Annotated in this window: 17 protein-coding genes and 1 tRNA gene; 14 read left to right on the top strand and 4 right to left on the bottom strand. The window is 46.4% G+C overall.

Annotated features, from left to right (window positions below):
- Positions 1–4: 4 nt before the first annotated feature.
- From DWZ38_RS19325 to DWZ38_RS19365, 9 genes are all read left to right on the top strand, one after another.
- Positions 5–940 (top strand): sugar ABC transporter permease, encoded by a 936-nt coding sequence (locus tag DWZ38_RS19325; protein ID WP_347520199.1) that lies wholly within the window; start codon positions 5–7, stop codon positions 938–940.
- Between the two features lie 15 nt (positions 941–955).
- Complete coding sequence (locus DWZ38_RS19330; protein ID WP_021925208.1) at positions 956–1,810, top strand: carbohydrate ABC transporter permease; 855 nt, start codon at positions 956–958, stop codon at positions 1,808–1,810.
- Positions 1,811–1,857: 47 nt separating this feature from the next.
- A complete protein-coding gene (locus DWZ38_RS19335; protein ID WP_117854736.1) occupies positions 1,858–3,168 on the top strand; it encodes an alpha-L-fucosidase in 1,311 nt (436 codons plus the stop codon).
- Between the two features lie 7 nt (positions 3,169–3,175).
- Positions 3,176–4,432 carry a Gfo/Idh/MocA family oxidoreductase gene (locus DWZ38_RS19340; RefSeq protein ID WP_021925206.1) on the top strand — a complete coding sequence of 419 codons (1,257 nt, stop codon included), beginning with the start codon at positions 3,176–3,178 and terminating at the stop codon, positions 4,430–4,432.
- Positions 4,423–5,241 carry an acyltransferase domain-containing protein gene (locus DWZ38_RS19345; protein ID WP_021925205.1) on the top strand — a complete coding sequence of 273 codons (819 nt, stop codon included), beginning with the start codon at positions 4,423–4,425 and terminating at the stop codon, positions 5,239–5,241. Before DWZ38_RS19340 ends, DWZ38_RS19345 begins: the two co-directional genes overlap by 10 nt.
- Before the next feature lie 93 nt (positions 5,242–5,334).
- On the top strand, positions 5,335–6,261 hold the full coding sequence (locus tag DWZ38_RS19350; protein ID WP_021925204.1) for a sugar phosphate nucleotidyltransferase: 927 nt from the start codon (positions 5,335–5,337) through the stop codon (positions 6,259–6,261).
- Positions 6,262–6,297: 36 nt separating this feature from the next.
- Positions 6,298–7,383, top strand: a complete 1,086-nt coding sequence (locus tag DWZ38_RS19355) for an aminoglycoside phosphotransferase family protein (RefSeq protein WP_202031018.1) — start codon at positions 6,298–6,300, stop codon at positions 7,381–7,383.
- Positions 7,384–7,469: 86 nt separating this feature from the next.
- Positions 7,470–8,486, top strand: a complete 1,017-nt coding sequence (gene galE / locus DWZ38_RS19360) for a UDP-glucose 4-epimerase GalE (protein ID WP_021925202.1) — start codon at positions 7,470–7,472, stop codon at positions 8,484–8,486.
- Entirely contained in the window at positions 8,476–9,096 is a 621-nt protein-coding gene (locus DWZ38_RS19365) for an HAD family phosphatase (protein ID WP_243000402.1), read from the top strand. The genes galE and DWZ38_RS19365 overlap by 11 nt, the downstream gene beginning before the upstream one ends.
- A gap of 146 nt (positions 9,097–9,242) precedes the next feature.
- On the opposite strand, the gene DWZ38_RS19370 is transcribed toward DWZ38_RS19365, so the two are convergent.
- Positions 9,243–9,315 (bottom strand) — tRNA-Phe (locus DWZ38_RS19370).
- Positions 9,316–9,579: 264 nt separating this feature from the next.
- On the opposite strand from DWZ38_RS19370, the gene DWZ38_RS19375 reads away from it, so the two are divergent.
- From DWZ38_RS19375 to DWZ38_RS19395, 5 genes are all read left to right on the top strand, one after another.
- Positions 9,580–10,512 carry an NAD(P)/FAD-dependent oxidoreductase gene (locus DWZ38_RS19375; protein ID WP_021925200.1) on the top strand — a complete coding sequence of 311 codons (933 nt, stop codon included), beginning with the start codon at positions 9,580–9,582 and terminating at the stop codon, positions 10,510–10,512.
- Entirely contained in the window at positions 10,512–10,841 is a 330-nt protein-coding gene (trxA, locus tag DWZ38_RS19380) for a thioredoxin (protein ID WP_330608623.1), read from the top strand. Before DWZ38_RS19375 ends, trxA begins: the two co-directional genes overlap by 1 nt.
- Positions 10,842–10,847: 6 nt before the next feature.
- Complete coding sequence (locus tag DWZ38_RS19385) at positions 10,848–12,512, top strand: B12-binding domain-containing radical SAM protein (RefSeq protein ID WP_117854741.1); 1,665 nt, start codon at positions 10,848–10,850, stop codon at positions 12,510–12,512.
- A gap of 132 nt (positions 12,513–12,644) precedes the next feature.
- Positions 12,645–13,274 carry an AIR synthase-related protein gene (locus DWZ38_RS19390; protein ID WP_021925196.1) on the top strand — a complete coding sequence of 210 codons (630 nt, stop codon included), beginning with the start codon at positions 12,645–12,647 and terminating at the stop codon, positions 13,272–13,274.
- 1 nt (position 13,275) lies between these two features.
- Positions 13,276–13,776: a tRNA (cytidine(34)-2'-O)-methyltransferase gene (locus DWZ38_RS19395; protein ID WP_021925195.1), complete on the top strand. Its 501-nt coding sequence runs from the start codon at positions 13,276–13,278 to the stop codon at positions 13,774–13,776.
- A gap of 76 nt (positions 13,777–13,852) precedes the next feature.
- Here the strand turns inward: DWZ38_RS19395 and DWZ38_RS19400 are convergent, their stop codons facing one another.
- Genes DWZ38_RS19400 through DWZ38_RS19410 form a run of 3 tightly spaced genes read right to left on the bottom strand, consistent with a single transcriptional unit; the run spans position 13,853 to position 18,416 of the window.
- Positions 13,853–15,325, bottom strand: a complete 1,473-nt coding sequence (locus DWZ38_RS19400) for a HAMP domain-containing sensor histidine kinase (protein ID WP_117854744.1) — start codon at positions 15,323–15,325, stop codon at positions 13,853–13,855.
- On the bottom strand, positions 15,322–16,023 hold the full coding sequence (locus DWZ38_RS19405) for a response regulator transcription factor (protein WP_021925193.1): 702 nt from the start codon (positions 16,021–16,023) through the stop codon (positions 15,322–15,324). Before DWZ38_RS19405 ends, DWZ38_RS19400 begins: the two co-directional genes overlap by 4 nt.
- A gap of 11 nt (positions 16,024–16,034) precedes the next feature.
- On the bottom strand, positions 16,035–18,416 hold the full coding sequence (locus DWZ38_RS19410; protein WP_021925192.1) for an endonuclease MutS2: 2,382 nt from the start codon (positions 18,414–18,416) through the stop codon (positions 16,035–16,037).
- Positions 18,417–18,678: the final 262 nt, after the last annotated feature.

Below are 18,678 nucleotides of genomic sequence, written 5' to 3' on the forward strand. Positions count from 1 at the left end.
TAATTTGGAAAATTTAAAAGCTGTGAACAAAAGAAAGAATAAGCTGGGAATGCGTAAAAAAGGCTTTATCATTGCTTTTCTTGCACCTACTCTTATTGCATTTTGCGTATTTTATCTGTATCCCATTATCACCGTGTTTGTCACTTCTTTTTGCAAATGGGATTACACTAACATTACCAGCCCGGAATTTTTCGGCTGGAGCAATCTTTGGGACAATTATGATTATATTTTTAACAAGTATCCGTTTTTCTGGGAAGCCCTTCGCAATTCCACAACATGGGCAATTTTGGGTGCGGTAGTTCAGATTCCTATAGCAACTCTGATCGCTCTGGCATTGTCCAGAAAAGTAAAAGGCATCAAATTTGTACGAAATGTTTATATTATTCCAAATATGATTTCAACTGCCGCAATGGGCATTGTATTTTTACAGCTGTATAATCCGTCCTATGGAATCATCAATCCGATTATTCGTCTTTTTCATAAGGACTTTACTGATAATATTCTGCTTCTGAAGGGATCTGCTTTTGTGGCAATGACCTGCGCCTACATTTTTTTTACCGGGACCACCACCCTGATGATTCTGGGAAATATTATGGCAGTACCGGAAGAGGTAAGGGAAGCAGCCATGCTGGATGGAGCCAGTGGTCTGAAGCAGGACTGGCATATCACCATTCCTATGATAAAAGGAACCTTAAAAACCGTATCTGTACTTGCTGCCACTTCCGGTTTCCTCCTTTACAACGAGGTTTATTTCCTGACAAAAGGTGCTGCCGGAACCTACAGTATCAGCTACATTATCCGTGAACTGGCAATCACCAGTCCAAGAACCCAGTTTGGTCGTGCAAATGCAGTTGCCATGATTCAGATTTTGGCTGGAATGGTGATCATTCTGGTAATTAATTTTGTATACAGTGTTTCTTTCAAAAAAGAGAAAAAGTAAGAAAAGAGGAAGAATATGAAAAAAACGAAATCTGGAAGGGGCATAAACAGTATGCCGGCAGGAACCAGAATTGTCACTTATATTTGTCTTGTGTGGGCACTTGTCGTGTCACTGGTTCCACTTGGATGGCTGGTACTCTCCAGTTTGAAAAAGGACCCTATGGCGCGGCCAGGATTTCAGCTTCCGGAGACCATCTGCCTGGATGGATATATTTCTACCTTTAGGGATCTGCATGTGCTGAGGTACTTCGGAAACAGTTTATTCGTAGCAGGTGTATCTGTTATGATCAGTGTTGTGATGATCTCCATGTCTGCCTATGTAGTTGCAAGAATGGAATTCAAGGGAAAAGCTTTGGTAAATATTTTATTATATTCTACCATGTTTATTCCTGCTACAGCTCTTACCTATCCGGTTTACAACCTGGTAAATCGCCTGCATCTGTATGATACAAGATCCGCCCTGATTTTAATCTACTCCTGCAGCGGAATTGCAGTCAGTTTTTTTGTAATCAAGAACTATTATGACAATATTCCAAGAGAGCTTGAGGAGGCTGCCAGAATCGACGGATGCGGCTATGTACAGACCTGGGTAAAAGTAATTTTCCCAATTGCACGTCCTGGTATTATGACAGCTGCAGTGCTTGCGTTTTTGAACAACTGGAACGAATATTACTGGGCTTCTCTTGTACTGATCACCAGGGAAAAGCTGACCGTGCCTGCACTTTTGTCCACCTTTACAACTGCCTTTAATACTAATTACAACGGACTTTTTTCTGCTATGGTAATTATCATTTTGCCTCCTGTGCTTCTGTACTGTATTTTCAGCAGATTCTTTATTGAGGCACTGTCCGGCGGAGCAGTAAAGGGATGATTTACCAAACACGCTTGAAGACTTAGAAAACAATAGGAGAAAATAATATGAACGAAGAAATAAGACAGCGTACAAAATGGTTTATGGATGCCAGATTCGGCATGTTTATTCACTGGGGACTTTACTCCATTCCTGCTTGCGGCGAGTGGATGATGTCAGAAAAAGAAATGACAACAGAAGAATATCACAAGTATTTTGAACAGTTTGATCCTGTAGATTATGACCCGAAAAAGTGGGCTCGCCTGGCGAAAAAAGCGGGAATGAAATATGCAGTTCTTACTGCAAAGCATCACGATGGATTCTGCCTGTTTGATTCCAAGCTGACCGATTACAAAGCAACAAATACAAAAGCCGGACGCGATCTGGTAAGAGAATTTGTAGATGCCTGCCATGAGGAAGGGCTGAAGACCGGACTATATTTTTCCATTATTGACTGGCACCATCCGGACTTTCCAAAATATGGGGACAGGCAGCATCCAATGCGGAACAATCTGGCATACAAGGATGAAAAAATTGATTTTGACCGGTATTTGGAATACATGCATGGACAGGTAAAAGAGCTTGTGACCAATTACGGCAAACTGGATCTTCTGTGGTTTGACTTTTCTTATGATGATATGACTGGGGAAAAATGGAAGGCAACTGAGCTGATTAAAATGGTGCGCACCTACCAGCCGGACGTAATTATAGACAACCGCCTGGAAGGGGCAGGAGACAATCACGGCAGCATCACCACAGATGAACCTCTGATCTACAGCGGCGATTTCGCAAGCCCGGAGCAGATCATTCCGCCAAAGGGTGTGTGTGATGAACATGGAAATCCCATTCCATGGGAACTGTGTGCCACTATGAACAACCACTGGGGATATTGCAATTTCGACTATCAGTACAAAACACCTCAGATGCTTGTGCGAAAACTGGTGGAGTGCGTCAGCAAGGGCGGCAACATGATCCTGAACGTGGGTCCGGATGGTCGGGGAAACATTCCGACTAAGAGTGAGGAAATTCTCACGGAGATGGGAAAATGGATGGACAAAAATAAAGAGAGCATTTACGGCTGCGGTATTTCACAGCTGGAAAAACCGGATTGGGGAAGGTATACCCAGAATGGCGATGTAATTTATGCCCATGTTTATGAAACTCCTCTTGGTGCATTGCCTTTATATGGAATCGGGCCGGATAAGCTGGAATCCGTTACCTATCTTGCAGATGGAAGTGAGGTAAACAGAGGAGAGGCTTGGAATACCGTATTGTATCCGGATGTGGCATTTTTATCCTTTGGGGAGAATCCGGTATTTACATATCCACTGCCCGATGAGAAAGACACAGTTTTAAAAATCCGTTTGAGACAGGGGTGAGCAGAATATGAAAAAAGTTACAGCAATTTTGATCGGAGCGGGTCTTAGGGGCGGCTATGTGTATTCCCAGTACGCTTTGGATCATCCGGACGAATTTCAGGTTGTGGCAGTTGCAGAGCCGGATAAAGAACGCAGGGAGATTTTTGCTGCGAAGCATCACATTCCGGAAGAATTATGCTTCAAAAGCTATGAGGAGCTTCTGGCAAAAGAAAAAATGGCGGACTGCGCAATGGTCTGCACCCAGGATAAAATGCATTATGAGCCAGTTGTAATGGCAATGGAAAAAGGCTATCACGTACTTTGTGAAAAGCCCATGTCACCGGACAAAAAAGAAATCATAAAGATGGGGGAGATGGCGAAAAAATACAACCGGATTTTGTCTGTGTGCCACGTACTTCGGTATTCACCCTTCTTTTCCAAATTAAAGGAACTTCTGGAAGAGGGCAGAATCGGAAGGCTGATGACCATTCAGCACATGGAGGAAGTGGGCTACTGGCACCACGCTCACAGCTTTGTCCGCGGAAACTGGCGAAATGCAGAGGAATCCAGCCCTATGATCCTGCAGAAATGCTGCCATGATATGGATATTATGCTGTGGCTGGCGGACAGCAAATGCGAAAGCATCAGCTCCTTCGGGGAATTATCTTATTTCAAAGAGGAAAACAGTCCCGAAGGTGCGCCTGCCTATTGTCTGGATGGCTGCAGCCACAGGGATGAATGTGCCTTTTATGCACCAAGGTTTTATCTGGAGCATCCCAAAGCAGTGGATGACGGGCTTGTGTATGCCGTAACAGATCCGGCAGACCCGGAGCATGTTCTGGAAGCGCTGAAAAAAGGGCCTTACGGCAGATGTGTGTTCCACTGTGATAACACCGTTGTGGATCATCAGAGTGTGGATATCCATTTTGAAAATCAGGTGACCGCTACCTTCCTTATGACCGCATTTACCAACCAGTGTGCAAGACGGATCCGCCTTATGGGAACAAAGGGGGAAATCAAGGGAGATATGGACACGGGCGTGATCGAGATCATTGATTTCGTAAGCCAGAACCATGAAACCATACAGCTGCACACTCCGGCCAAGGGACACAACGGAAGCGACATGAGCATGATGCGTGATTTCGTAAGAATGATCGGAGAAGGCAAAAAAGGAAAGACAGATGCCTCCGTTTCTGTGGAAAGCCATCTGATGGCCCTGGCAGCAGAGGAAGCAAGAGTAAAAGGACAGGTTATCGATTTCGGGGAGTTTTGTAAGTGGAATTAATTGAATTTTTGAATAGAATTCATATGGTACAGCCAGCTGTGGAAATGTTGAAACAGCTGGCTGCTTCCAAAAGAATAAAAGAAGAACAGTATTTGCAGGATAAAATGCTTTATAAAAGAAACAGGCAGCAGTTTTATGAGAAGGTAAAGCAGCATAAGGACTATCGGCTGCGGTTTTTGTATGATTTCTGCCGCATGGGAGTAGAAGCCTATGAGGATTATCAGTCACAGGGAATCGGGGATGAAATATTTGACGCTACCTTTTATGATCTTACCCTATGGTGTGAAAACTGCTTCCGGGAATATGGGGAGTATGGCATCAACGAATACGACTGGTTTTTCCGTCATTTTGACCTGCAGATTTTCCGGCTGGGAAGGCTGGAATTTGAAAAAATGGAATCTCCATGGGAGATCCACGCTGCGGGCTGGGAAATAAGAAAAGGCCACCCGGTGATCAGTGTCCACATTCCGCAGGGGGAAAAGCTGACACCCCAGGCAGCAGCCCATTCCCTGGAAAAAGGAAAAAGCTTCTGGGGAGATGAGCTGCCTTATCTGTGTCATTCCTGGCTTTTATATCCGGGGCTGAAAGAAGTACTTTCACAGACAAGCAATATCCTGCAGTTTCAGAATTATTTTCAGATTGTGGACATTGATTTTGCAGAGAAAGAAGCAGAGTGGCGAATTTTCGGAAAGGTGGAAGAAAATCCGGAAAAATATCCAGAAAACACCACCCTGCAAAAAAGGGCAAAACAGTATCTTCTGTCCGGGAAAAAACTTGGAAACGGGCTGGGAGTTCTGCAGGAACTTTGAGGTTAAAATTGACAAGAATGGGATAGTCTGTTACGATAATCAGAGTAACAAAATTGAAATTTTATTGCGCGAAAGCAGGGAGGTAGCAGTAATATGAAAAAGCCAGCATTAGTAGTAATGGCAGCAGGTATGGGAAGCAGATACGGCGGTCTCAAACAGATCGACCCGGTAGATAAAGAGGGAGATATTATTATCGATTTTTCTATCTATGATGCGCTCCAGGCAGGATTTGAAAAAATTGTATTTATCATAAAGAAAGAAAACGAGGCAGATTTCCGTGCAGCCATCGGCGACCGCATGAGCAAGCATGCAGAGGTAGTCTTTGTATTCCAGGATCTGCACAATCTTCCGGAAGGCTATCAGGTTCCGGAAGGACGTGTGAAACCATGGGGCACAGGTCATGCGATCATGAGCTGTATCGATGTGATCGACGGACCATTTGCAGTTATCAATGCAGACGATTATTATGGTCGTCATGCATTTCAGATGGCTTATGATTTCCTTACCAAGAACCAGGATCAGGATGGTGTTTACCAGTATATGATGGTTGGCTACAAGCTGGAGAACACCCTTACCGACAACGGCCATGTGGCACGAGGCGTATGTGTGACAGACGAGGACGGATACCTGAAGGATATCAATGAGCGTACCCACATTGAGAAAAAGGACGGCGGCGCAGCCTACACAGAGGATGACGGTGCTACCTGGACCGCACTTCCTATGGATGCTACCGTATCCATGAACATGTGGGGATTTTCCGCAAGCATTCTGAAGGAGCTGAAGGACAGATTCCCGTTATTCCTTGAGAAGAACATAGAGAAGAACCCGCTGAAGTGCGAGTATTTCCTTCCATTTGTAGTAGATGAGCTTCTTGGTGAGAAGAAAGCCACTGTTAAGGTGCTGAAATCCATGGACAAATGGTATGGCGTTACCTATAAAGAGGACAAGCCGGTTGTAATGGCTGCTGTCCAGAAGATGAAGGATGAAGGCGTTTATCCTCAGAAGCTGTGGGAGGACTGATCCGTGGAAAGAGCAAAAGAGGCAAGCCGTCAGGAACTGCTGGAAGTAATTTCAGGCTTTGATTTTGGCGGAGAACTGGAAGAGGTTGGTATTTTTGGAAACGGTCATATTAACGAGACTTACTGTGCGGTATTTTCCACAGATACCGGAAAGAAAAAATTTATTCTGCAGAAAATGAATCACCAGATTTTCAAGGATCCCGTTGGCCTTATGGAAAATATCAGCGGAGTCACCTCCTGGCTGAAGAAGAAAATCCAGGAGAACGGCGGGGATGTGGAGCGTGAGACTTTGAATATTGTCAATGACCGCGAGGGTTCCCCTTATCTGGTAGATAAAGAAGGAGAATACTGGAGAGCCTACCTGTTTATTGAAGGAGCGACCTGCTTTGACCAGGTGGAAAATGATGAGGATTTCTACCAGAGTGCCCTTGCATTTGGTAATTTCCAGAGACTTCTTTCTGATTATCCGGCAGAAACTCTTCATGAGACCATTCCGGATTTTCACAATACAGTGAAGCGTTTCGGCGATTTCAAAAAGGCTGTGGCAGAGGATGCGTGCGGCCGCGCAGCTGATGTCCAGAAGGAGATTCAGTTTGTCCTGGAAAGAGAGCAGCTGGCACATACCCTTGTGGACCTTCAGAAAGCAGGAAAGCTGCCGCTTCGCGTAACTCACAATGACACCAAGCTGAACAATATTATGATCGATGATGTCACCCACAAGGGAATCTGCGTCATTGACCTTGATACGGTAATGCCGGGACTTTCCCTGAATGATTTCGGAGATTCCATCCGCTTCGGAGCCAGCACGGCAGCAGAGGACGAACAGGACATTTCCAAAGTATCCTGTGACCTTCACCTGTTTGAAGTGTATGTAAAGGGATTCCTGGAAGGCTGCGGCGGTGCACTTACAGATCTGGAAGTGGAAATGCTTCCTATGGGCGCCATTCTTATGACCTTTGAATGTGGAATGCGCTTCCTTGCAGATCACCTTGAGGGAGACCATTATTTCCGTATCCACAGGGAAAATCACAATCTGGATCGTGCCAGAACCCAGTTTAAGCTTGTTTGGGATATGGAACAGAAATTATCTGAGATGAAAGCTATTGTACAAAAATATAAATAGTGGTATCCTAAAACTTGCAGAGAATAAGTTGTCTTTGCGGATACCATAAGGAAACCAAAAGTTGGTTGCATAAGGAGGAAATTATCATGGCAATTTTAGTAACAGGCGGTGCAGGATATATTGGAAGCCACACAGTTGTAGAACTTCAGAACTCCGGTTACGATGTAGTAGTTCTGGACAATCTGTCCAATTCCAGCGAGAAGGCACTTGATAGAGTTTCCAAAATTACAGGCAAGCCAGTGAAATTCTATAAAGCTGATATCCTGGACAGAGAAGCCCTCGACCAGATTTTTGACAAAGAAGACATTGACTCCTGTATTCATTTCGCCGGACTGAAGGCAGTTGGAGAGTCTGTAGTGAAACCATGGGAATATTATGAGAATAATATTGCAGGAACCCTGACTCTTGTAGATGTAATGAGAAAACACGGCGTTAAGAATATTATTTTCTCTTCCTCTGCAACTGTATATGGTGATCCGGCTCAGATCCCGATCACAGAAGAGTGCCCGAAGGGACAGTGCACCAACCCATACGGCTGGACCAAATCCATGCTGGAGCAGGTGCTGACTGACATTCAGAAGGCTGATCCTGAGTGGAATGTAATGCTTCTTCGTTACTTCAATCCAATTGGAGCACACAAGAGCGGAACCATCGGAGAGAACCCAAATGGTATCCCGAACAACCTTATGCCATACATCACACAGGTTGCTGTTGGCAAGCTGAAAGAGCTTGGCGTATTCGGAAACGACTACGACACTCCGGACGGAACTGGTGTGAGAGATTATATCCACGTAGTGGATCTTGCCAAAGGCCATGTAAAAGCCCTCAAGAAGATCGAGGAGAATCCGGGACTTGCAATCTACAACCTTGGTACAGGCAAAGGCTACAGCGTTCTTGACATTGTGAAGAACTTCGAGGCTGCAACAGGCGTGAAGATCCCATACGTGATCAAACCTCGTCGTGCCGGTGATATTGCAACCTGCTACTGCGATGCTTCCAAGGCAGCCAGAGAGCTTGGCTGGACTGCAGAAAATGGCATCCGTGAAATGTGCGAGGATTCCTGGAGATGGCAGAGCAATAACCCGAATGGTTATGATGACTAATATGGTTCGCAATTTGATTTTTGATGTTGGAAATGTTCTGATCGGGTATCGTTGGTTTGAGATGCTCACAGAAGATTTTGGGCTGTCTTCGGAGGAGGCAAACAGAATCGGAAACGAAATGTTTGAGAATGATCTGTGGGGACTTGGTCTGGACGGTGGCCGGATTACTCTGGATGAGGCGATTCTGGAATACGGTAAATTGTATCCGCAGGATATTCGGGTAATGGAATGGTTTCTCAGAAATGGAGAAAGGATGGCTGTGAAGCGTCCTGAAATCTGGGAAAAGGTTATCGGACTAAAGAAAAAAGGCTATAACATCTACATATTGTCCAATTATTCAAAAGAATTATTCGAGATGCATACGAAGGATGCTTCTTTTTTGAAGGTTCTTGACGGTGGAATCGTTTCCTATCAGGTGAAGGAGATCAAACCTGGCAGAAGAATCTACGAGCTGCTTCTGGAGAAATATGATCTGAAAGCAGAGGAGTGCCTGTTCTTCGATGACCGCGCAGACAATGTGGAAGCGGCAAGGAATATGGGAATTGAGGCAATCCAGGTCACATCAAGAGAGATGCTGAACGAAATCCTCGACAAAATGCTATCCGAGTAAATAAAAAGGCTGTCCCTCCGGGGGCAGCTTTTTCTAACAAAAAAATGCCCAGGCTTTTTCTAACCAGCCGTGAGCAAAAAAAAGGTATAGAAAAATGCCCAGGCTTTTTCTAACCAGCCGTGAGCAAAAAAAAAGGTATAGAAAAATGCCCAGAGCCGGAATCGAACCAGCGACACGAGGATTTTCAGTCCTCTGCTCTACCAACTGAGCTATCTGGGCATTTGCAAGTTCTTTGAACTTACAGACGTTATCATACCACAGAAATGTTTCGCATGCAACAGAATTTTTGCAAAAATCTGTAAAATCTGTCAATTTCAAGAATGCAAAACGTCCAAAAGAGATAGCCATTGTAAAATCCATGCCTTGCTTTTCATATATAGTAATGTTAGAATGGCAGTAACCTGTAGAAGCAGTATTGCTGACTCACAGTGAGCAGCAACAGAGAAATCCCTACAGGCAATCTGATAAAAAGCAGGTGAGAATGTGGAAAAAATAGTGATCATCGGCGCCGGACCGGCTGGAATTTCAGCAGCCTTGTATGCTGCGCGGGCCAACATGGATCCCCTTGTGATCAACAATGGAATCGGCGCTTTGGAAAAAGCGGAGAAAATAGAGAATTACTACGGCATGGATCATCCTGTGTCCGGCAAAGAGCTTTTTGAGATTGGATTAGCCCAGGCGAAGGCTCTTGGCGTGCGGATTCTGGATGCCCAGGTTCTTGGCATTGGCGGATTTGATACCTTCCAGGTAAAGACTACTGCCGGAGATTTCGAGACTATCAGCGTGATCCTTGCCACAGGAAGCAAACGAAAAGCTCCTTCCATTCCTGGAATTAAGGAGTTCGAGGGAAGAGGAGTCAGCTACTGTGCGGTGTGCGACGCATTCTTTTACAGAGGCAAAGACGTTGCCGTGGTTGGAAACAGTGACTTTGCGCTTCATGAGGCAGAAGAACTGGCCCCAATGGCAGGTTCTGTTACCATCTATACCGATGGCAAAGAACCGGAATTTTCCAGAGAGCCGTCTTTTGCAGTGAATACCATGAAGATTCAGTGCGTGGAAGGTGATGACAAGGTATCCGGGCTGCGTGTGATTTCTGGAAAGAAAGAAGAGGCAGAAGTCAGCACACAGGAGTGCAAAGATTCCACGAAGCAGGAAACCTTCGCCCCCGCTGACGGCATTTTCGTGGCTATGGGAACTGCAGGAAGCGCGGAGATGGCAAGGCAGATGGGCGCATCCCTTACCGAGAAAGGAAACATAAAAGTAAACGATAAGATGGAGAGCTCCATCCCCGGTCTTTTCGCGGCAGGCGACTGTACCGGAGGACTTCTCCAGGTGGCGAAAGCCGTCTATGACGGCGCCCAGGCAGGCATCAGCGCCAATCAGTATGTGCGCAGCAAATCAACAGTTACAAAATAATATCAGATAGAAAGGATGAATCAATTATGGCAAAAGTAATCACAACACAGAATTTTGAAGAAGAAGTACTGAAATCTGAGAAACCGTTCCTTCTGGACTTCTGGGCAACCTGGTGCGGACCATGCATGCGTCAGGGCCCAATCGTGGAAGAACTGGGAGAAGAAGGCTATGCAGTAGGCAAGGTTGACGTAGACCAGAACATGGAGCTTGCACAGCAGTTCCGTGTTATGAGCATTCCCACTCTGATCGTATTCAAGAATGGCGAGGAAGCACACCGTCTGGTTGGCCTTACAGAAAAAGAAGACCTGAAAAAGCTGCTTGACGAGTAATCTAAAATGAAGATATTACTTGCAGCATGCAACGCAAAATATATACACTCCAATCTGGCTGTCTTTAATCTGAAAGCCTATGCAAAGGAATATGACAGCCAGGTTGTGCTTCGGGAATACACCATTAACCAGCTAAAAGATGACATCTTGAAAGACATCTACCGCTGTCATCCGGATGTGGTATGTGTCTCCTGCTACATCTGGAACATTACCTTTGTGCGGGAACTGATGCAGGATCTTCGCAAGATCCTGCCGGATGTTCCGTTCTGGGCAGGCGGCCCGGAGGTTTCCTACGATGCAGAAACCTTTCTTGGGAAAAATCCTGCCTTTAATGGCGTTATGGTAGGAGAAGGGGAGGAAACCTTCCTGGAGCTTTTGAAGCATTATGTGGACGGAAGTGTCACCCTGGAAGAAACCAGAGGACTTGTATATCGAAAAGCGGACGGAGCTCTTCAGAACAACGGATGGCGTCAGCTTATGGATCTGAGCAAGGTTCCCTTTGCATATGAGAACCTGGAGGATTTTGAGAACCGCATCATCTATTATGAAAGCAGTAGGGGCTGTCCTTTTTCCTGCAGCTACTGTCTGTCTTCCATCGACAAGAAATTAAGATTCCGAGATATTAACCTGGTCAAAAAGGAACTGCAGTTTTTCCTGGATCACAAGGTGCCTCAGGTAAAATTTGTGGACAGAACCTTTAACTGCAAGCATGACCATGCGATGGCCATCTGGCAGTACATAAAGGATCACGACAATGGAATCACCAACTTCCATTTTGAGATTTCCGCAGACCTGATCAGGGAGAATGAACTGGAGCTGATGAGCACTATGCGCCCGGGACTGATCCAGCTGGAGATTGGAGTACAGTCCACAAATCCGGACACTATCCGTGCCATTCACCGTACCATGGATTTCCCAAGGCTGGCAGAAATCGTAAACCGCATTCATAGTTTTCAGAATATTCACCAGCACCTGGATCTGATCGCAGGTCTTCCCTACGAGGACTATGAAAGCTTTCACAGATCCTTCAACGACGTGTACGCACTGAAGCCCCAGCAGCTTCAGCTTGGATTTTTGAAGGTGCTGAAAGGCTCTCATATGAAAGAGATGGTGGAAGAGTACCAGATCGTGTACAAAGAACAGGAGCCTTATGAGGTACTGGGAACCAAATGGCTGCCTTACGAGGACATTCTGCGCCTGAAAATGGTGGAAAGTATGGTAGAAGTGTACTATAACAGCGGACAGTTTCAGAATACTATTGCCTGTATAGAGCCGCTTTTTGAGGATGCGTTTACCCTGTACGAGAAACTGGGACAGTACTATGAGAAAAAAGGCTATTCTGAAATTTCCCATTCCAGAATGAGACGCTATGAGATTTTGCTGGAGTTTGTCAGGGAAGAGACTGGCGGTTCTAAGGACGCCATTACCTGGGAAAAGGTGGCAGATTCCATGATTTACGATCTGTATCTTCGGGAAAAGCTCAAAAGCCATCCGTCCTTTGAAAAGGACCAGAAGCCTTACGAGAAAGCCATCTGGGAATACAGGCGCAGGGAGGAGATTCCGAAGACTGCCCAGATTGAGGTATTCCGTGACGGCAGAGTATTATTATTTGATTATGAAAACCGGGATCCGCTGCTGAACAATGCCGCAGTGCGTGAGATCCAGCTATAAAGAGAGGTTAGAAATATGGGAATGTTTGATCCGAAAAAAAGAAAGCTTGTGACAGCCATCATTGCAGTGATTCTTGTTCTGGCAATGGTAGTGCCTACGGTCATTTCTCTTCTTCTGTAAGGATGTGGGAAGATGAGACTTGGAAAAGCAGCTATGGAGGCGCTGCAGGCAGAAATCTGCGGGCAGCTTTCGCCGGGAAATGAGCTGGTTGTGGCAGGAGCCGTAGCCCTTAAGGGAACTGCCCTGATTGCAAAAGAAAAGCATGAGATTCTCAGGGAACATTTTTCCCAGGGATTTCTGTATGATTCTGAGAACATGCAGGAGAGTTACGGTGTAGGAGAAAATCCAGAGGAAAGCGCAGCCTGGGAAACAGCTAAGAAAGCTGGGGCCACTGCTTTATATGCTATGGGAGAGGGCGGATTTCTAAGTGCCCTCTGGAAAATGGCGGAAGCTTCCCAGGTGGGATTGGAAATGGATTTTACCAAAGTGCCCATCCGGCAGGAAACCATTGAGATTTGTGAGATTTTTGATGTAAATCCATATAAACTGCAGTCAGAGGGAACTATTTTGATTGGCGTTCCGGCAGGAGAGGCGCTGGTTTTGGAGCTTCGCCGCATGGGCCTTATGGCTGCCGTAATTGGCCAGACCAACAGTGGGAATGACAGAATGCTGTATTATAACGGAAACGGCAGATATCTGGAAAGACCTGCGAAAGATGAGATTTATAAAGTACTGCAGAAACAGGAGATAATAATAGAATAAAATGGGAACCTTAAACATTGTACTTCATGAGCCGGAGATTCCGGCAAATACAGGAAATATCGGACGTACCTGTGTGGCAACAGGAACACGTCTTCATCTGATCGAGCCCCTGGGCTTTTCTCTAAGTGAGAAAGCACTGAAGCGTGCCGGAATGGATTACTGGAAGGATCTGGACGTAACCAGATATGTGGATTACGAGGACTTTCTGGCAAAGAATCCAGGAGCGAAGATTTACTATGCCACTACCAAAGCTCCTCAGACCTACGCGGATGTACAGTATGAGGACGATTGCTTCATCATGTTTGGCAAAGAGAGCGCCGGAATTCCGGAAGAGATTTTAAGAGACAATCAGGAAACCTGTGTCAGAATCCCCATGTTCGGCGAGACCAGGTCCCTGAATTTAAGCAACTCCGTAGCCATCATTCTCTACGAAGCCTTCCGCCAGCATGATTTCGCCCATCTGAAGCTGGAAGGACATTTACGGAAATACGACTGGAAGTAAAGAATAAGCAGTTGTATGGCAGAGAAAATTGGAAATAATAAACAGGGGATGGCAGATTCTGCCATCCCCAAATTTCTCACTTCGCTTTTTCCAGGGTAAAGATAAACTCTGTTCCAACCCCTTCTGTACTGATTACATTAATATTCTGATTATGTGCCCGGATGATTTCCTTTACAATGGAAAGTCCAAGTCCGGTTCCTTTTCTATCCTTTCCACGGGAAGTATCTGTCTTATAAAAACGATCCCACACTTTGGAAAGACTTTCTTTTGGAATTCCCACTCCGTGATCCTTCACAGACACGAACACCTTTCCATTCTTCACAGTTGTCTCAATGTTGATGGAAGAATTGTCATTGCTGAACTTAATAGCATTGTCCAGTAAGTTGTACAGTACCTGCTGGATTTGTTCCATATCCGCTTCCACAAACAGTTCCTTGCCGGACAGCAAAAGCTCCAGATCAATATTTTTCCGGGAGCAGGTTCCCTCGAAGGTATTGGCTGTATTCTTGATCACATCGTTGATATCAAAACGGCGGATGTTCATCATCCGTTTGCGCTGATCCAGATCGTTCAACACCAGAAGACTGCGGGTCAGTTTTTCCAGACGGTCTGCCTCATGGGAAATAATATTCAGGTATTTGTCCTGCATCTCCGGCGGAATGGTACCATCCAGAATCGCTTCCACATAGCCCTTGATGGAAGTAAGGGGAGAGCGGAAATCATGGGAAACATTGGCGATAAAGGTTCGCTGGTACTCCCCGTTCTGGTTGATCTTGTCAGCCATGTAATTTAGGGTATTGGAAAGGTAACCCAGCTCGTCCTCTGACTTTACCGGAATGCGGTAGGTCAGATCTCCGTTTGCATACTCCGAAGCCCCCTTAATGATCTGCTTCATGGGAATGTGCACCCATTTCTGGTAGAACAGAAGCAAAAGTCCGCAAAGTGCGTATACTCCAAAGAAAATCATCTGAAGGATTCCAAGAAGACCACTGCGTTTCTGATAAAGCTGCTGCATGTCATAATGATAGGTCACATATCCCAGGATTTTCTCAGAATCCTTTATGGGAGCTACCACGTTTAACTGCGGGCTGTCGAAATAACCGTAAAAATTGCTGATTCGGTATTCCGCTGATTCCCAAAGCTCAGAATCCAGCTCAAATGGGGAGATATTATCATTGATAGCTGCTTTATCTGCATCTGCAAAGTCCGTTTCAGTGGACTTTGCATCAAAAACTGCCATTCGGGAAGCAATATTGGAGGAATGAACCAGCACATGAGCATTCTCATCAAAAAGCAGCACGCCTGCTTCTTCCCCAGAAGCCAGAATATCCACCAGTTTCTGAAGGCCTTCTTTGTCCGCTTCTGTGATCTGCGTCTTTGCAATCTCATCCGAAGCAAAGCGGGTGGCACCGTCATATAAGCGGTGTCCTACCTCACCTTCCAGATAGGATTCCACAAAATGTGATCCTCCTGCTGTGGCAAAAAGAAAACCAATGATTCCGATGAGAATATAACAGGCGATCAGTTTGCTGTGCACTGTTTTTCTCATTCGCTTTTCACCTCGAATTTATATCCGATTCCCCAGACTGTGGAGATGGACCAGCTTGGATGATCTTTGATCTTTTCACGGAGACGCTTGATGTGCACGTCTACGGTTCTGGTATCTCCAATATATTCATAGCCCCAGATATGGTCCAGAAGCTGCTCTCTTGTAAATACCTGATTGGGTGAGGCTGCCAGGAAATAAAGAAGCTCCAGTTCCTTAGGCGGCATGTCCACCTGTTTTCCCATGTAGGTAACAGAGTAGTTGGTAAGGTTCACGGTAAGATCTGGGTAGGATGCACATTTTTCGTCGCTGACAACGGCTGTCGGCTTTGGCTGGAAGCGGCGGAGCACGGCGCGGACGCGGGCTACCAGTTCCTTGGAGTCAAAAGGCTTGATAATGTAATCATCAGCTCCAAGCTCCAGGCCAAGCACCTTGTCAAAGGTTTCTCCTTTTGCGGAGAGCATGATAATGGGCACATCAGAGGTGTGGCGGATTTCCCGGCATACCTGATAGCCGTCAATGCCCGGAAGCATCAGATCCAGAAGGATCAGGTTCGGGCGGAAGGTCTGGAATTCCTTCAGTGCAAGCTCGCCGTCATTTACGATTTTGGTTTCAAAGCATTCCTTGGTAAGATACAGAGAAATCAGCTCTGCAATGTTATTGTCATCATCTACGATGAGGATTTTCTGTTTAGCAACCATAACTTCTCCTTTTATTTCTTAAACTCTACAATAGTAACGCCTGCGTCTCCTTCGCCGAACTCAGCCAGGTGGAAATCAGCCACATGCTTCTGGCGGCGGAGATAATTGTGTACGCCTTTTCTGAGGGCTCCGGTTCCTTTTCCGTGTACGATGCGGACGCTTTTTAAGTGTGCAAGGTAAGCGTCATCCAGATATTTGTCCAACTCTGCCACGGCCTCGTCCACAGTTTTTCCAAGAAGATTGATTTCTGTGGAGACACTGGTGGATTTGGACATGCGGATCTTGCCTGCGCCTGTGCGGGAAAGTCCGGGAGTATTGATCACCGGCTCGTCTACCAGCTCCAGGTCGGAAATATGTACCTTGGAGCGGATGATTCCCATCTGTACAAAAAGGAAGCCTTTGGAATCCGGATGGCTGCTGACGGTTCCCTTCAGATTCATGCTCAGTACGTGAACCGTATCTCCAAGGGAAAGATCCTTGGGCTTGAGCTCTTTCTTTGGTTTCTTTACTGCAGTGTTCATGGACATGCCTTTTTCGGCTTTGTTCATGCGGGCGCGCAGGTTCTGGCGCTCTTTCTCTATGGCAGCGGTGTCCACATGATCCTTCTGGAATTTGTGGAACATCTTCATAGTCTGGTCTGCGTATTCCTTGGTGTCTGCAAGAATCTTGCGGGCCTCCTCGTTGGCCTCCCGGAGAATACGCTCCTTGCGCTCATCCAGCTTCTCCTGCTTGGACTCCAGCTCCTGCTTTAGGGCTGCAATCTCTGTCTTGTAGCGCTCCACCTCCTGACGTTCGTTTTCAATGATCACACGGCTGTTTTCCAGGGAAGCAAGTACATCCTCAAAGGATTCGTCCTTTTTGCTGATGCGCTTTCTGGCACGGTCGATGATGAAATCAGGAAGACCAAGCTTGGAGGAAATTGCAAATGCGTTGCTCTTTCCAGGAACTCCGATGAGCAGACGGTAAGTGGGACGCAAGGTCTCTACATCAAATTCACAGCAGGCATTTTCCACGCCTTTGGTGGAAAGGGCGTAAACCTTCAGCTCGCTGTAGTGGGTGGTTGCCATGGCCCGGATTCCCTGCTCATGAAGGAAGGAGAGAATGGAAATGGCAAGTGCGGCCCCCTCTGTGGGATCCGTACCGGAACCAAGCTCGTCGAAAAGTACCAGAGAGTCCTGATCTGCTTTCTCGAGGAAAGACACCACATTGGTCATGTGGGAGGAGAAGGTACTTAAGGACTGCTCAATGCTCTGTTCATCCCCGATGTCCGCGTAAACTTCACGGAAAACAGAAAGTTCGGAGCGGTCAAGGGCCGGAATGTGAAGGCCAGCCTGTCCCATCAGTGTGAGAAGTCCCACGGTTTTCAGGGAAACGGTTTTACCGCCGGTGTTCGGTCCGGTTACCACAAGCAGATCGAAATCCTCGCCCAGACGAATGTCAATGGGAACTGCCTGTTTCTTCGGAATCAGAGGGTGGCGTGCCTGTTTCAGGCGGATTCTTTTTTCTGTATTAAAAATAGGTTCAGTGGCATTCATATCCATGGCAAGTCCGGCTCTGGCAAAAATAAAGTCCAGCTGGATCATGATCTCCAGGTCTGCACGGATGGCATCCACGTTCTGTGCGGTTTGCTCACTCAAGGCGGCAAGGACTGCTTCGATTTCTTTCTGTTCTTCCAGCTCCAGTTCGCGGATGTCGTTGTTCAGCTTGACGATGGCAAGAGGCTCAATAAATAAGGTGGAGCCTGTGGAGGACTGGTCGTGGATCATGCCGGGAACCTGTCCTTTGTATTCTGCCTTGACTGGAATACAGTAGCGGCCGTTTCGCATGGTGATCACAGAATCCTGCAGGTAATTGCGGGCGCTGCCGTTTACCAGGGAGGCAAGCTGTGTGTGAATGCGGTCGTTGGCAATTTTCATGCTGCGGCGCACATGCATCAGTCCGCTGCTGGCGTCATCGCTGATCTCATCCTGGGAAAGGATGCAGCGGCGGATCTCAGAGGAGAGAGGAGTCAGCGGCTCCAGGCTCTCGAACATGCCGTCAAGGGAATCCTCTCTGGCATCTCCGCGCTCGTTGCGGGAATATGCTTTGACACGGTTGGTATTTTCAAGAAGTCCGGCAATGGCAAGCAGCTCGGAAATTCCCAGAGAGCTTCCGATCTCCAGGCGCTTCAGGGAGCCCCGCACATCCTTCACGCTTCCAAAGGAAATGTTTCCCTTCTGGAAAAGGCGGGTGAGGGCATCTCTTGTCTGGGTCTGCATATGACGGATCTCATAAACATCTTCAGATGGGAGAAGGTGTTTGCACAGGTCTTTTCCCATAGGGGAAGAAGCCTTCTCGGCCAGCTGGTCGATGATCTTGTAATATTCAAGTGATTTTAAAGCTTTTTGATTCATAATTTCTCCTGTAAATATGTTACTGGGCACAGAGTGAACAGTAACGCAAATATACTGCTCTTTACGCTGTTCACAGAGGCAGCATCAGAAATGTGCTCTCTGCGGGCAGCTTTGCTGCAACACCTATTGTACATGATTTATCCCCGCTTGAAAAGGAAAAAGTGGGAAGAAATTCATAAAATGTTCATAAATATTTGGTATGCTATAAAAGATTCGGATTCTTTATTGTGAGCGCCTGTGCGCAGAGCATGATTTAGAGGTA

Source organism: Ruminococcus sp. AF31-8BH, assembly GCF_003460605.1.
GTDB classification, from domain to species: domain Bacteria; phylum Bacillota; class Clostridia; order Lachnospirales; family Lachnospiraceae; genus Blautia_A; species Blautia_A acetigignens.

Bases quoted from the DNA above. Each gene is read 5' to 3' on its own strand.
- DWZ38_RS19330 (WP_021925208.1), top strand. From the start codon at position 956: ATGAAAAAAACGAAATCTGGAAGGGGCATAAACAGTATGCCGGCAGGA.
- DWZ38_RS19335 (WP_117854736.1), top strand. From the start codon at position 1,858: ATGAACGAAGAAATAAGACAGCGTACAAAATGGTTTATGGATGCCAGA.
- DWZ38_RS19340 (WP_021925206.1), top strand. From the start codon at position 3,176: ATGAAAAAAGTTACAGCAATTTTGATCGGAGCGGGTCTTAGGGGCGGC.
- DWZ38_RS19350 (WP_021925204.1), top strand. From the start codon at position 5,335: ATGAAAAAGCCAGCATTAGTAGTAATGGCAGCAGGTATGGGAAGCAGA.
- galE (WP_021925202.1), top strand. From the start codon at position 7,470: ATGGCAATTTTAGTAACAGGCGGTGCAGGATATATTGGAAGCCACACA.
- DWZ38_RS19365 (WP_243000402.1), top strand. From the start codon at position 8,476: ATGATGACTAATATGGTTCGCAATTTGATTTTTGATGTTGGAAATGTT.
- DWZ38_RS19385 (WP_117854741.1), top strand. From the start codon at position 10,848: ATGAAGATATTACTTGCAGCATGCAACGCAAAATATATACACTCCAAT.
- DWZ38_RS19390 (WP_021925196.1), top strand. From the start codon at position 12,645: ATGAGACTTGGAAAAGCAGCTATGGAGGCGCTGCAGGCAGAAATCTGC.
- DWZ38_RS19395 (WP_021925195.1), top strand. From the start codon at position 13,276: ATGGGAACCTTAAACATTGTACTTCATGAGCCGGAGATTCCGGCAAAT.
- DWZ38_RS19400 (WP_117854744.1), bottom strand. From the start codon at position 15,325: ATGAGAAAAACAGTGCACAGCAAACTGATCGCCTGTTATATTCTCATC.
- DWZ38_RS19405 (WP_021925193.1), bottom strand. From the start codon at position 16,023: ATGGTTGCTAAACAGAAAATCCTCATCGTAGATGATGACAATAACATT.
- DWZ38_RS19410 (WP_021925192.1), bottom strand. From the start codon at position 18,416: ATGAATCAAAAAGCTTTAAAATCACTTGAATATTACAAGATCATCGAC.